The sequence below is a fragment of the Nocardia sp. NBC_00508 genome (assembly GCF_036346875.1).
Lineage (GTDB): Bacteria > Actinomycetota > Actinomycetes > Mycobacteriales > Mycobacteriaceae > Nocardia.
On sequence record NZ_CP107852.1, the window covers coordinates 4,373,931 to 4,387,273 of the forward strand.

The window sequence follows — 13,343 nt, forward strand, 5'->3', positions numbered from 1 at the left end:
CTCGAGCAGCACCGGAACGCAGGACCTGAACGCAAACACCGCGCCACCTGACCAGTACGGCCTAAAGACGCGGAGAGGCGGGGGAGCGAGGCGGGGGAGCTCAGCCCAGCTGAGCCATCCCAGCCGCGACTACGCGTGCGATGTTGAGCACTTCATCGGCGGTGGGGAGCGGGACGCCGTCGAGCGCGTGCAGTCGGTCGGTGCTGGCGATGGCGAACATCGCCGAGACCCACGCCGCGGCGCACGCGCGCAGGGTGCCGGGGCCGACCGGGGCCGGCGCACTCGCTTGGAGCACCTTGGCGGTGACGTCCAGCATTTGGTCGCGCAGGCGACGCAGTTGGCGGCGCACGTCGGGATGGGTATCGGCCTCCCGCCACATGATCACCCGCAGCACCGACGAGTGATGGTCGCGCAGGTTCAGGGCGGCATCCAGATTGACCAGGCTCGTCGCGGGATCGCCCGGCGCCACCACGGTTCCGATGTCATCGATCGGCTGCGTGGGCACTCGCTCGGACATCAGCGCGGAGAGAATCGAATCCTTGGTCGGGAAGTAGTAGAAGACGAGTCCTTTGGGGACGCCGGCCGCGGCGGCGATGGACGCCGTCGCGGTCGCGTCGAATCCCTGTGCCGCGAAGAGCTTTTCCGCGGCATCGAGGATGAGCTGCCGCGCGTCGCCGTCGACTTTCGCGCTACGGCGACGCCCGGCGCGCCGGGTTCTCGGCATCTGCATCAGTGATGCGGAGCCATGTCGTGCAGACGCCCCGACACCGTCGGCAGTGCCGCCACCGCGACTACCACCGTCACTACTCCGACTACCCATGCGGTCCAGGATGCGGCCCGATACTCGGTGAAGTCCATGACCCAGGGGGAAATGAACAGCAGCGCGCCGCACAGGCCCATCACGTAGTCCGCCGCCGCCAACTCGGGGCGGGCCATCTGTGCGAGGCCGGTGAGGGCGATGAGCACGCCGAGCACGATCAGTGACCACATGGCGTTGTTGTTCGTGTCCACCCAGATGGGTGACAGTGCGGTGAAGATCCCGAGCACGACAGCCAGGAAATCTTGTGCGCGGCTCTCGGTGAACATTGTGTGCCTCCTCGGGCTGTGGATTGTGTCCTAGTACTTGGTATAGCCCTGATTGACCGCCCGATCAATAGCTGAACGGCTACGATTTCGCGCTGAAATCGGCGCGGTTCGACGTGACAGTCCTCACAGAATGGACAACCAAGCAACGGTTAGGGTTGCTGCGTGTCACCGCCTGTTCACCGAATCGGCGGTCGGTTCCAGGAAGGGATGGCCGCATGACAGCGCCGATCGTGATCGTCGGAGCCGGCCTCGCCGGCCTGCGCGCCGCGGAGGAACTGCGCCGCGCGGGCTACGACGGTGAGCTGGTGCTCGTCGGTGCCGAGACGCGGTTGCCGTACGACCGTCCGCCGCTGTCCAAGCAGTTCGTGCGCGGCGAAACCGACGACACGACGTTGCGGCCGAGCGAGTTCTACGCCGAGAAGCGCATCGACGTACGCCTGGGCGCCGAAGCCGTCGGCGTCGACACCGACGCGCGCCGCGTCCGTCTGGCCGATGGCAGCACCCTGGTCTACGACCAGCTGATCATCGCCACCGGCCTGCGCCCGCGTCGCCTGCCGGGCTTGCCGGATCTGCGCGGCGTGCACGTGCTGCGCGAGCACGCCGACGCCGTCGCCCTGCGGGCCGATTTGGCCGACGCCGCGACAGCGCTCGTGGTCGGCGCGGGTTTCATCGGCTGCGAACTGGCCGCGAGCTTCCGCGCGAACGGCGTCGGGGTCGTCCTGGTCGAACCGCAGGCGACACCGCTGGCTTCGGTGCTCGGCACAGAGGTCGGCGAACTGGTCGCACGGATGCACCGCGAGGAAGGGGTCGACCTGCGCTGCCGCACGGGCCTCGACACGCTCCGCGGCGATGACACGGGCCGGGTCCGCGGTGCGCTGCTGTCCGATGGCTCCGAGATCGCCGCCGACCTCGTCGTGATCGGGGTCGGCTCGCGGCCGGTGACCGAATGGCTGAGCGACTCCGGAATCGCGCTGGCCGAGCCGTCGGCCGGCGGCGGTGTGCTCGCCGACGAGGTCGGACGCACCTCCGTAGCGGGGGTGTGGGCGGTCGGCGATGTCGCGGCCTGGCTGCACGAGACCGGTTTGCGCAAGCGTGTCGAGCATTGGACCAACGCGGGGGAACAGGCCAAATTGCTCGCCTGCGCGTTGTTCGGGGCCGAACCGCCCACGGCGGCCCGTGTGCCGTACTTCTGGAGCGACCAGTACGAGGTCAAGATCCAGGCCCTCGGCACCCCGAACGCCACCGACGACGTGCACATCGTCTCCGACGACGGCCGCAGATTCCTCGCGTACTACTCCCAGGCGGGCGCCCTCACCGGCGTCGTCGGCGCGGGCATGACCGCCCAGGTGATGAAGGCGCGCGCCAAGATCGCCGCGGCCGCCCCTCTGAGGGAGCTGCTGGCCCCGAGCTGAGCCTTCGCTCGAGGCCGCGACCGTGTTCGGCGCATGCTCGAGCGGCGGCACGGTGCGACCGTCGCGCGGTGGTAGGGCGACCGACGGCCACGGGCTGCCGATAGCCAACAGCGCGGCGAACGCGCACTATGGCGTACTAGTACGGCCTGAATACTCGGAGCGGCGGGGGAGTAATACGGTGGTCCGGTGATCGTCGCGCTCATCGACTCGGGTCTGGGGTTGCTCCCCACCTCCGCTTGGCTGCGTAAGTTGCGGCCGGATGTGGATCTGCTCCTGCAGTTGGACCCCGACGGCGCGCCGTGGGGGCCGAAGCCGGAGGACTGGGTGGTCGAGCGGGTGGTGGACGCCGCGCGGACATCCCTCCGATCGGGCGCCGAGGTGATCGTCCTGCCGTGCAACACCGCCAGCGTCACGGCGCTGGAGCACGTCCGTGCGGAAGTCGGGCCCGATGTTCCGGTGATCGGCACCGTGCCCGCGATCAAGCCCGCGGCCGCCGTGTGCCGCTCGGTGGCGGTCTGGGCCACCGCCGCGACCACGGCGAGCCGGTACCAGGCCGATCTGATTGCGAAGTTCGGCGGCGATGCCGAGGTGATCGGCGTCGCATGCCACGGGCTGGCGGACGCGATCGATCGTGGCGACTTGGCGGCCGCCCACGCCGCGATCGCCGGCGCCGCCGCGCGGACTCCGGCGGGCGTGGCGGGCGTGGTGCTCGGCTGCACGCACTATCCGCTGGTGACCGACGCGATCGTGGCCGCGCTCCCGGACGGTGTGCGCCTCTTCGACAGTGCGCAAGCCGTTGCCGCGCAGACCATTCGGCGCATCGAGGCCCTTGGCCGCCCGAGCGCCGGGAATGGCGAGGTCCGGGTGCTGAACAGCGGCAGGCCCGGCGCGCTGCCCGCCAGCGCGGCGGCTTTCGAATCGGGCCGCATTCTGGGCGCGCGGAACTGAACGTCCGGCGCGACGGAACGAAGGGTTGTTCGATGACCGAGGTGGCGGTGAGCGCGGCGGACGTGCAGGCGGCGCTGCGGGCGCTCGCGAACCCTGCCGATGCGGTGCACTTGCGGCGGTTCTTCAAGACCGGGCCGGGAGAGTACGGCGAGGGTGACGTGTTCATCGGCGTCCGGGTGCCCGCGAGCCGAGGCGTCGCGAAACGCTTCGCGGGGCTTGCGCTCGACGAGATCGATCGGCTGCTCGACAGCGCTGTGCACGAAGACCGCTTCGCCGGGCTGGTCATTCTGAACGCGCGATTCGCCGCGGCGTCCAAGCCGCGCGTTTTCGACGAAGCTGCCCGCACCGCCATGGTGGAGCTCTACCTGGCCGCCGTACTCCGCGGCCGGGTGAACAACTGGGATCTCGTCGACGTGTCGGCCGAGAACATCGTCGGTCCGTGGCTGCTCGACAAACCCCGCGATCTGTTGTTCGAACTGGCACAGGCTGATTCGCTGTGGGAGCGGCGGGTGGCCTTGCTCGCCACGTTCGCGTTCATCAAGGCGGGCGACGCCTCGACCACATTCGCGCTGAGCGAACTATTGCTCGCTGACCGGCGCGACCTGATCCAGAAGGCGCTGGGCTGGATGCTGCGCGAAATCGGCAAGCGCATCGGCCGAGCTCTGCTGACGGGCTTCCTCGACCGTCACGCCACGGCCATGGGGCGTACCGCGTTGAGTTACGCGACCGAGCATCTGCCGCCCGAACTCCGCGCCGAGTACCGCGCTCGATAGCTCAGCCGAGCAAGCGTGGTCCATCCCCGGCGAATACGGGGTCGGGCGCCGCGCCGCTCAGAATTGGATCTTCAGGTGATCGGTCACCGGGTGCGCCTGGCAGCCGAGGATATAGCCGTTCTCGATGTCTTCGGGATCGAGGATCTCGGCATTGTCCATCTCGACCTTGCCCTCCAGAACCGTGCACGCGCACGACCCGCATTCGCCTTCTTGGCAGGAATACGGCACGTCCAGGCCCTTGGCCAGCATGATGTCCACCAGCGTCTGCTTGCGCGGCCACTTCAGCTCGTGCACCTCGCCGTCGAGTTCCACCTGGACGGTCGCCGCGTCGGCGGCCTCCTCATCGGACACCTCGACCGGCGCCTGGTCGGCGAAGGGGTCTCCGGCAAGGGAATTGAACACCTCCGCGTGCGTGCGCGTCCGCGGCACGCCCAGCTGCGCGAGTGCGTCGTGCACCCGGTCCATGAACGGCTTCGGCCCACACATGAACGCGTCGTAGCCGCGATACGGCGCGACGAGGGTGGCCAGCCCATCGGCTGTCGGCAACCCCTGCAGGTACTCCAGCCAGTGGATCACGGTGAGCCGCTGCGGGTGCTTGTCCGCCAGTTCGCGCAGCTCACCGGCGAAGATCACCGATTCGTGGTCGCGGTTGGCGTAGACGAGCACGATGCGGCCCGTGCCGCGCGCCAGCGCCGATTTCAGGATGGACATCACCGGTGTGATGCCGCTGCCCGCGCCGAACAGCAGCAGATCGTCGTCCAGATCATCGGGCGTGAAGACGCCCGAGGGCGGCAGCACTTCGATCCGGTCGCCCGCTTTCACGTTGTCGCACACCCAGTTCGACCCATAGCCGCCCTCGGTCCGCTTGACGGTGACCTTCGGGCGGTCGTCGGTGTACGGCGAGCTGGCCAGCGAATAGCACCGGGCCACCGAGCCGGTCCGGTCGCTGGGGATGCGCAATGTGAGGAACTGCCCCGGCTGGTAGCGGAACTTCTCGGCCAGTTCGTCGGGGACGTCGAAGACCAGCGAGCAAGTGTCGGCGGTCTCGGCGATCACCGCGGACACGCGCAGCACGACCGAGCGCGAGCCATGTGGAACCTCGACAGTGGTCATGTCGTCCTCTCGAACCAGACGCGTGCGCCAGAGGGCGCCCAAAACTAGAACGTGTTTCAGTTTCATCGTACGTCGGTGGTCGCCTGCCGGACAAGCTGGGCTTCCAGACCGGCGATCAGCACGTCCATGCCGAACTCGTAGGAGTACCGCCCGCGCAGGTCGCCGATATGCCGGGTGGCCCGCTCGACGACCGGGGGCAAGGTGACGTCGGCGGGTGCGGAGCGGTCCCTCGGGTTCACCCGGCTACGGCCGAAGAGGTAGGTGTGGATGGTTGCGTAGGCGGCGAGCACGTTGCGGTCGTCGAACCCCGCGTCGGCCAGGATGTCCATGATCGCGGCGATCAGGTCCAGCTGTTTGCCGAGCATCTGCTCGATCAGGATGTCGCCGAGACCGGGGTGTTTGCGCAGCTTCTCGTCGATTTGGTCGACGAGGTCGCGCAGCCGGTGCTGCCACGCCCCGGCTTCGGGCGGTGGCGTACGGACTCCGGTGAGCGCCGCGCTGGCGACGAGGTCGAGCAACTCCCGCTTGTCGGCGACGTAATAGTACGGCGCCATCGGCGAGACACCGAGTTCGCGGGAAAGTCGTCGCATCGACAGCTTTTCCACGCCGTCCTCGCGGACCACTCGCAGTGCGGCCTCGACGATCTCGGACTCCGACAGTGTTTGATTCGTGGTGCTCCCGGGCCCTCCGTGATTACGCAAGCTTCCGCCTCCGGACCTGATGCCCGCACCACTGTGTGCTGCCGCCCCCGTTAGCCTGCATTCGTCCGACTCCCATGCCACCTCTACCGCTGCGGGCGTATGTCGCCCGTCACATTCTGTTCAGCTGCTTGCCACCCGAAGTCTAGAGCGCCGCGTTCCGGCTCCGGTCGCCGCGCGTACGACTCGGCGTGCGTCGGGATCGGGTCGGTCGCCGGGACCGGCCGCGGACGGAATTCGTCCGGTCGCCCGCCGAATAGGTGAAACAGGTTCCATTTTGTCAGCTGATGACGTTATCGTGTGAGCGCGGGCCGCACCGGGCGGCCCGGCGCACCGATCGTCCCCTCGGAGGTAGACATGCCGGAATACGGATCCATCGGACACACCGACACCGACAACACCGGCCGGGTGGAGACCGCCGCCGCACGGTCGGCCGAGGAGGCGCCGCTGGTCGAGGAGAGCCTCATCGAAGAGGTGTCCATCGACGGTATGTGCGGCGTCTACTGACGGGCGGTCGACGACAATGCTCGATCTCGATACCCGCTGGCAGCTGCATCCGCGAGTGGCTCTGCGCCCGGAGCCGTTCGGCGCGCTGCTCTACCACTTCGGCACACGCAAACTCTCGTTCCTGAAGAGTCCGCGGATCGTCGAGATCGTGCGGTCACTGCCGGAGCACGGCTCGGCTCGTGCCGCCCTGCGTGCGGCGGGCGTGCCGGAGGAGAATGCCGCGCCGTACGTCGAAGCGCTGGAACAGCTGGCCGATTCGGACATGATCGTCGGTGCGCCGGCCTGCGTGCCGGAAGCGCCTACGGCGGTGAGCGAGCGTCAGGGGGTGAACCGAGGACGCGGCGCGTCAGCCGCGCACGAGGGAGCCCAGCGCCGGCGAGGCCCAGTCGCGAGCGCGGCTGTGGCGCCGTCGACGAGCGTGCCGTCGGATCGGGCGGTGCGTCTGGTCGACCGCTTCGAATCCGGTCTGGCCGCGCCCATCTGCCTGACCTGGGAACTCACCTACGCCTGCAATCTGTCCTGCGTGCACTGCCTGTCCTCCTCGGGCCGCAGGGACCCGAGGGAACTCAGCACCGAGCAGTGTAAGGCGCTGATCGACGAATTCGAGCGCATGGAGGTGTTCTACGTGAACATCGGCGGCGGCGAGCCCACGGTGCGCCCGGATTTCTGGGAGCTGGTCGACTACGCGACCGCCCACCACGTGGGAGTGAAGTTCTCCACCAACGGGGTCCGGATCACGCCCGAGATCGCGGCCCGGCTGGCGGCCAGCGACTACGTCGACGTGCAGGTGTCGCTGGACGGCGCCGACGCCGCGGTCAACGACGCCGTGCGCGGGCCCGGATCCTACGACATGGCCATTCGCGCGCTGGAAAACCTTGCGGCGGCAGGCTTTCGGGACGCGAAGTTGTCGGTGGTGGCGACCAGGCACAACATCGGGCAGCTCGACCGGTTCCGGGCCATCGCCGACCGGTACGGCGCCACGCTGCGTCTGACCAGACTGCGGCCCTCGGGGCGTGGGGCGGACGTGTGGGACGAACTACACCCGACGTCGGACCAGCAGCGCGTGCTCTACGACTGGCTGCTGCGCAACGGGGAGGGCGTGCTCACCGGCGACTCGTTCTTCCATTTGTCCGCGTTCGGTCAGGCGCTGCCGGGTCTGAACATGTGTGGGGCGGGCCGGGTGGTCTGCCTGGTCGACCCGGTCGGCGACGTCTACGCCTGTCCGTTCGCCATCCACGACCGGTTCCGCGCGGGGAACGTGGTGACCGACGGGGGGTTCGGCGCCGTATGGCGGTCCGCGGAGTTGTTCACCGAGTTGCGCGAGCCCAGCGGCGGTGGCGCGTGCGCGTCGTGCAGTCACTACGACGCCTGCCGGGGCGGGTGTATGGCGGCGAAGTTCTTCACCGGACTCCCCGCCGACGGGCCGGACCCGGAGTGCGTCCAGGGCTACGGCGAGGCGGCGCTGGCCGACACCACGCGGATGATCCCGCGCTCCTCGGTCGACCATTCCCGCCGGGTGGCGCCCCGAGTGAGCGGGCGTGGGACGGGACCGGTCCCGCTGACCCTGAGCGCGACGCGCCCGGCCGCTTTCACGCCCGAACGCCGACCCGCGCGCGCCTGCGACGAGAGTCCGCTGGCGTGATGCCATGCAGTTTGCCAAACGCATGCTAAGGGCTGGGAATGGGTCGTTGTACGGTCCGCTACCGGGCAATAGCCACTATGTTGCCGGATGTTGGAGAAGTTGCCAAGGCGAATTGTCGGCATCACGTCCGGCGCACGGTGGTCCCGGTTGCGGCCCGGTTCCGCCCGGAAATCTGCCGATTTTTCCGGACTGTTGATGCCCGCGCGCGAATCTCCGCCTAGCATGCCAGGAATGCGCCATGATCGCCTGCCCGATGGATTCGGGGTGCGGATCGATCCTCGGGTACGCGCATACTCCGGAGGACGGGTTCTGATCGGCGGTTCGCCAGCCCGGTTGCTGCGGCTTGCCCCGGAGGCTGCCGAGATGATCGGCGACGGGTACCTCGAGGTGACCGGCCCCAAGTCCGCCGTCGTTGCCAGACGGCTGCTCGACTCCGGCGTCGCCAATCCGCGTCCTCGCCTGCTGCCTTCGCCGGAGGACGTCACCGTCATCGTGCCGCTGCACAACAACACCGAGGGATTGGCCCGGCTGCTCGCCGCGCTGCGCGGGCACAACGTCATCGTGGTGGACGATGGCTCCGACCAGCCGGTCCGCATACCGCGCAATCGCGGCACCCGCTGCCGGGTGACGGTGCTGCGGCACGACCGCAAGCAGGGGCCTGCCGCGGCACGCAACGCCGGTTTGCGGGCGGCGACAACCGACTTCGTCGCTTTCCTGGACTCCGACGTGGTGCCGCGCAGCGGCTGGCTGGAGGTGATGCTCGGCCATTTCAGCGACCCCGGGGTGGCGCTGGTCGCGCCGCGGATCGTCGCGCTCGATCCGGAGTCCAACGCACTGGCACGCTACGAGCACACCCGCTCCTCGCTCGATCTCGGCAGACGCGAGGCGGCGGTGCACTCGCGCGGGCTGGTGTCCTACGTCCCGAGCGCGGCGCTGCTGGTGCGCCGCAGGGCGCTGCTGGCCCAGGGTGGCTTCGACGAGTCGATGCACGTCGCCGAGGACGTCGACCTGTGCTGGCGGCTGGAACGGACGGGCTGGCGGCTGCGCTACGAGCCCGCGGCGCACGTGGCGCACGACCACAGGGTCTGCTTCCGCGCCTGGTTCGGCCGGAAGCTGTTCTACGGCACGGGGGCCGCGCCGCTGGGCGAGCGACACGCGGGGATGGTCTCGCCGCTCTCGGTGCCGTCCTGGACCGTGCTGGCCGCGTTCCTGTTCGCCACCACTACCAAGTGGGGACTGCTCGGCGGGATCGTCACCCTGATCACCGCGCTGGCCCGTTTGCGGCGGGTTTTCGCCGAGCTGGACAATCCCACTCGGATCGCGGCGATCTATCTGGCCCGTGGCTTCTTCGCCGGACTGTGGCGCCTCGCCTCGGCCATGTGCAGGCACTACTGGCCGATCACGCTGCTGGCGATGCTCGTGTCCCGGCGGATTCGCCGAATCGCCGTCACGATGGCCATCGCGGACGGCCTCGCCGACTGGTTCACCCATCGCGACGCGGGCGGACTCGATCCCGTCCGATACGTGGCCTACAAGCGGATCGACGACATCGCCTACGGCACCGGCCTGTGGCTCGGCGCCTTCCGCGCCCGCAGCGTGGAATCGCTGAAACCCACCCCACCCCGCTGATCGAACCCAACCGTGCCCGCCCCGTCGCCCGCGCCGAGCCGAACTCTCGCCCGAGGCCGCGGTCATCACGCGGTCGTACGCGATCGGGGACGGGCGCACCTGGTCCAGGCGGTGAACGCGCAGCGAGGTATTCATGGCCTCTTGTGCTGCCGGGGCCTTGCCGATCGAAATATGGCTCGCAATTACTGATTTCGTGAGTACATGGGTAACTCACCGGGAACGCCCAGAACTCGAGCGGCGCCAACGCAGGACCTGAACGCAGATCCGGTGGCACTGACTGGTACGGCCTGAATACCCGGAGAGGCGGTACAGAGAGGCGGACTAGCATGGCTGACACACTTATCGTCGGGGGCGGTACCGCCGGGAGTGTCCTGGCGGCGCGGCTGAGCGCGGATCCGGCGCACACAGTGCGGGTGATCGAGGCGGGGCAGCTGTGGGACGATCCCGCCGCCGTCCCCGCCGAATTGCTCGACGCCACCGCGATGCCACTGCGTCCAGGGGCGGAGTGGTTGTGGCACTACGAAGTCGTCCTCGCCGACGATCCGCCGGTGCCGGCGACCATCGTGCGCGGCAAGGTGATCGGCGGCTCGGGAGCGATCAACGGCGGCTATTTCGTCCGGGCCACGGTAGCGGACTTCGACGCGTGGAGCCGGGCGCTGGGCGGCTCGGCGACCTGGTCGTTCGACGCCGTGCTGCCGATGTTCTGCCGCACCGAGCGTGACCTGGATTTCGGCGATCGCCCGTGGCACGGTGACCGCGGCCCGGTTCCGCTGCTCCGCACGAAGAATCCGGCTCCGATCAGCGCGGCGTTCACCGCGGCGTGCCTGGACGCCGGGTTCGCCGCGGTGCCCGATCTCAACGCGCCGGACAGCGGCGACGGCGTCGGCGTGGTGCCGTGCAATTGTGACCGGGGCAGGCGGACCGGTACGGCGCTCGGCTACCTGTTGCCCGCGCTGTCCCGCCCGAACCTGAGCGTCGCGCCGCGCACGTATGCCACCCGCATCCGCTTCGACGGGACGCGGGCGATCGGAGTGGACTGCGTTCGCGAGGGCAAGGCCGATACCGAGTGGGCGGACCGCGTCGTACTCAGCGCCGGTGCGATCGAGTCGGCCGTCCTGCTGCTGCGTTCCGGTGTCGGCGACCCGGAACAGCTTCGCGCACTGGGCATTCCGGTGGTGCACGCGGCGCCGGTCGGAGCCGGGTTCACCGACCATCCCGAGATCGGCATCTCCTACCAGCTCGACCTGTCCGGGCCGCAGACCGTTCCGCTGGAATCCGTGCTGGAGGTCGACGATATCGAGATCCGGCCGTACGCCGTGTCGTTCACGCCGGGTGTGCGGAGGCTCGGTGTCGCGCTGATGCGCCCCCGATCCTCCGGCGTGCTGTGCCTGCGCTCGGCTCATCCCGCGGACGCGCCGCTGATCGACTACCGCTATCTCGCCGAGGAGGAAGACCGCGCCCGCCTGCGTGACGCGGTGTCGACCGCCAGTGACTTGCTGCGTCGAATGAACGCGCGCTCCGTCGATCCGATTCCGGCACGCGCGCATCTCGACCCCTGGCTACGTGCGAATCTGGCCACTTCACAACATTTATCCGGGACCTGTCCGATGGGACGCGAGACCGATTCGGCCGCCGTGGTGGACGAGATGTGCCGAGTCCGTGGCGTGACGGGACTGTCCATTGTGGATCTCTCCGTCGTGCCCGTACCGCTGGGACGCGGACCGCAAGCCACGGTGGTGATGCTCGCGGAAAAAGTGGCCGCGCACCTCACCTCGTAGTAAAGGGGGCGTTGGGTCACAATCAGGCAGGTCTGCGCCGGGGTGTGACCTGGCGGACAAAGCCGACCATCCGCCATTGTGGCTCGCTACGCGCCGGTAGAGTTTGGGGCGGAAAGAAAGCCAAATGGTCAGCAACATCGCGGGTGGGCGGCCACCACGCCAGGGCGCCGAGCCGGGTGCCCCACTCGGTGCGCTCGAGGTCTATGCCGCCAAGGCGCATGGATACCTCGGCGCGGGTGGCGATCAGCTCGTGAAGCTCGCCGGCTTGTTGCGCCCTGCCGTGTTGGAATCGTGGCTGCGCAGCCTACGCGGCGGCGTCGACCCGATGGACGTGCTCGACGACCGCGGGCTGCGCGGCGCCGATCTGCGACGCTACGTCCAGTCGCATCCGATCGCCGCGCTGATGCCGCTGATCGACAAATTGCTCGTACAGGACACGGCCGGAACGGGTTCGATCGTCGTGGTCGCCGATCAGTTCGGCCGGGTGCTCTCGGTGCACGGCAACGACGAGCAGGTGGCGGCGGCCGCGGAGATCGGCCTGCGTGCGGGCGACGACCTGAGCGAGCGCCGCATCGGAACGAACGCGGTCGGCCTGGTGGTGCGCACCGGGCGCGCCACGTGGATCCACGGACCCGAGCATTTCCTGCACCGGATGCACCAGATCACCGGCGCCGCGGCGCCGGTGCACGATCCGGACGGCAGGCTGGTCGGCGTGCTGATGATCGCCGGTGGCGTTCGCGTGGCGAAGCCGGAGACCCTCGCGCTGGTCAAAGCCACCGCCACGGCCGCCGAGATGGACCTGCTGCTCACCGCGATGCGGGCCGGGCAGCGTGGCGTGTCGACCCGGCTCGACGCGGCGCACCCGCAACCGGCGGGTCGGCTCGGCCTCGACGTGCTCGGCCTCGGACAGCCGCAGTTGAGCATCGCCGACGAGCGAGTTCCGTTGTCGCAGCGGCACGCCGAGATCCTGCTGCTGCTCGCCGAGCATCCGGAGGGGCTCGGCGCCGATCATCTCGCGCTGCTGCTCGATGACACCGACCTCGACAACGGCACCGTTCGTGCGGCCATGTCGCGGTTGCGCGCGGTGGTCGGTGCGGCCGTTCTCGGTTCGCGGCCTTACCGTTTGCGTGTTCCGGTCGCCACCGATGTGGAGGCGTTACGCGCCGCGCTCGACTCCGGAGACGTCGATTCGGCACTACGACTTCATGCCGGGCCAGTGCTGCCGCGCTCGACCGCGCCGGGCGTCATCGACATTCGCGACGAGCTGCGGCTGCGGCTGCGCATCGCTGTGTTGAATTCCCGCGATTCCGGGGCGCTGCGTCGCTGGACGGCGGGCGCGGAAGGACGGGACGACGCGGCCGCATGGACGGCCTACCGCGCGACAGTCGATTCGGACTCGCCTCTCTATGCGCAGATCGAGGCCAAGATCCGAGTACTGGATCGACGGATGGGCGCCGATGCAACGCGGATGCAACCTTTCGGCTCGTAATCTGCTCAGTCAGTGGCGCGGTAGCGCGCCCGCGGGGCGCGAATGTGGTCGCGCACACGCTTCGGGCCTCGGCTTTTGGCCGTCGAGAGCCGTACTTGCACGTTCGTCCAGAATTTTTTAGAGGAAGTAGTTCCTTTTTATTGACGGACCGCATAAGGTTCGCACTGCACGGATCACGTCCGTGTGATGTAGCTGACATAGCCGTGGCGTCCACGGCCATGACGTTGGAGGAACGATCACACGCTAGGCCAGGCTGTCGGCGGGCGCG

At 68.8% G+C, this 13,343-nt stretch carries 12 protein-coding genes and 1 pseudogene; 9 read left to right on the forward strand and 4 right to left on the reverse strand.

Annotated elements, in window-relative coordinates:
* Window positions 1-100: 100 nt before the first annotated feature.
* Window positions 101-724, reverse strand: coding sequence for a TetR/AcrR family transcriptional regulator (locus OHA40_RS19490; RefSeq protein WP_442943756.1), 624 nt, complete (start codon window positions 722-724; stop codon window positions 101-103).
* Between the two features lie 5 nt (window positions 725-729).
* Window positions 730-1,086, reverse strand: a complete 357-nt coding sequence (locus OHA40_RS19495) for an SPW repeat domain-containing protein (RefSeq protein ID WP_330228340.1) — start codon at window positions 1,084-1,086, stop codon at window positions 730-732.
* A gap of 215 nt (window positions 1,087-1,301) precedes the next feature.
* On the opposite strand from OHA40_RS19495, the gene OHA40_RS19500 reads away from it, so the two are divergent.
* The 3 genes from OHA40_RS19500 (at window position 1,302) to OHA40_RS19510 (ending at window position 4,219) form a co-directional block, all read left to right on the forward strand.
* Window positions 1,302-2,498, forward strand: a complete 1,197-nt coding sequence (locus tag OHA40_RS19500) for an NAD(P)/FAD-dependent oxidoreductase (RefSeq protein WP_330228341.1) — start codon at window positions 1,302-1,304, stop codon at window positions 2,496-2,498.
* A gap of 186 nt (window positions 2,499-2,684) precedes the next feature.
* Window positions 2,685-3,446: a glutamate racemase gene (locus OHA40_RS19505; RefSeq protein ID WP_330228342.1), complete on the forward strand. Its 762-nt coding sequence runs from the start codon at window positions 2,685-2,687 to the stop codon at window positions 3,444-3,446.
* 32 nt (window positions 3,447-3,478) lie between these two features.
* Entirely contained in the window at window positions 3,479-4,219 is a 741-nt protein-coding gene (locus OHA40_RS19510; protein ID WP_330228343.1) for a DNA alkylation repair protein, read from the forward strand.
* A gap of 57 nt (window positions 4,220-4,276) precedes the next feature.
* Here OHA40_RS19510 and OHA40_RS19515 read toward each other — a convergent pair whose 3' ends face one another.
* Complete coding sequence (locus OHA40_RS19515; protein ID WP_330228344.1) at window positions 4,277-5,332, reverse strand: ferredoxin--NADP reductase; 1,056 nt, start codon at window positions 5,330-5,332, stop codon at window positions 4,277-4,279.
* A 62-nt stretch (window positions 5,333-5,394) separates the two neighbouring features.
* Window positions 5,395-6,033 (reverse strand): mycofactocin system transcriptional regulator MftR2, encoded by a 639-nt coding sequence (gene mftR2 / locus OHA40_RS19520; protein ID WP_330228345.1) that lies wholly within the window; start codon window positions 6,031-6,033, stop codon window positions 5,395-5,397.
* Between the two features lie 405 nt (window positions 6,034-6,438).
* Between mftR2 and mftA the strand changes: the two genes are divergently transcribed.
* From mftA to OHA40_RS19550, 6 genes and pseudogenes are all read left to right on the forward strand, one after another.
* Entirely contained in the window at window positions 6,439-6,537 is a 99-nt protein-coding gene (gene mftA, locus OHA40_RS19525) for a mycofactocin precursor MftA (protein WP_157107015.1), read from the forward strand.
* 16 nt (window positions 6,538-6,553) lie between these two features.
* Window positions 6,554-6,748: pseudogene (gene mftB, locus OHA40_RS19530) on the forward strand (mycofactocin biosynthesis chaperone MftB); the annotation flags it as partial.
* A gap of 189 nt (window positions 6,749-6,937) precedes the next feature.
* Window positions 6,938-8,179, forward strand: coding sequence for a mycofactocin radical SAM maturase (gene mftC / locus OHA40_RS19535; RefSeq protein WP_330234276.1), 1,242 nt, complete (start codon window positions 6,938-6,940; stop codon window positions 8,177-8,179).
* A gap of 231 nt (window positions 8,180-8,410) precedes the next feature.
* Window positions 8,411-9,808, forward strand: coding sequence for a mycofactocin biosynthesis glycosyltransferase MftF (gene mftF, locus OHA40_RS19540; RefSeq protein WP_330228346.1), 1,398 nt, complete (start codon window positions 8,411-8,413; stop codon window positions 9,806-9,808).
* Window positions 9,809-10,134: 326 nt separating this feature from the next.
* A complete protein-coding gene (gene mftG, locus OHA40_RS19545) occupies window positions 10,135-11,586 on the forward strand; it encodes a mycofactocin dehydrogenase MftG (protein WP_330228347.1) in 1,452 nt (483 codons plus the stop codon).
* Window positions 11,587-11,710: 124 nt separating this feature from the next.
* Window positions 11,711-13,075 carry a GAF domain-containing protein gene (locus OHA40_RS19550; protein ID WP_330228348.1) on the forward strand — a complete coding sequence of 455 codons (1,365 nt, stop codon included), beginning with the start codon at window positions 11,711-11,713 and terminating at the stop codon, window positions 13,073-13,075.
* Window positions 13,076-13,343 lie beyond the last annotated feature (268 nt).

Excerpts from the sequence above, each read along its gene's own strand:
- mftF (WP_330228346.1), top strand. The coding sequence starts at position 8,411 with ATGCGCCATGATCGCCTGCCCGATGGATTCGGGGTGCGGATCGATCCT.
- OHA40_RS19515 (WP_330228344.1), bottom strand. The coding sequence starts at position 5,332 with ATGACCACTGTCGAGGTTCCACATGGCTCGCGCTCGGTCGTGCTGCGC.
- OHA40_RS19495 (WP_330228340.1), bottom strand. The coding sequence starts at position 1,086 with ATGTTCACCGAGAGCCGCGCACAAGATTTCCTGGCTGTCGTGCTCGGG.
- mftG (WP_330228347.1), top strand. The coding sequence starts at position 10,135 with ATGGCTGACACACTTATCGTCGGGGGCGGTACCGCCGGGAGTGTCCTG.
- OHA40_RS19500 (WP_330228341.1), top strand. The coding sequence starts at position 1,302 with ATGACAGCGCCGATCGTGATCGTCGGAGCCGGCCTCGCCGGCCTGCGC.
- OHA40_RS19510 (WP_330228343.1), top strand. The coding sequence starts at position 3,479 with ATGACCGAGGTGGCGGTGAGCGCGGCGGACGTGCAGGCGGCGCTGCGG.
- OHA40_RS19490 (WP_442943756.1), bottom strand. The coding sequence starts at position 724 with ATGCCGAGAACCCGGCGCGCCGGGCGTCGCCGTAGCGCGAAAGTCGAC.
- OHA40_RS19550 (WP_330228348.1), top strand. The coding sequence starts at position 11,711 with ATGGTCAGCAACATCGCGGGTGGGCGGCCACCACGCCAGGGCGCCGAG.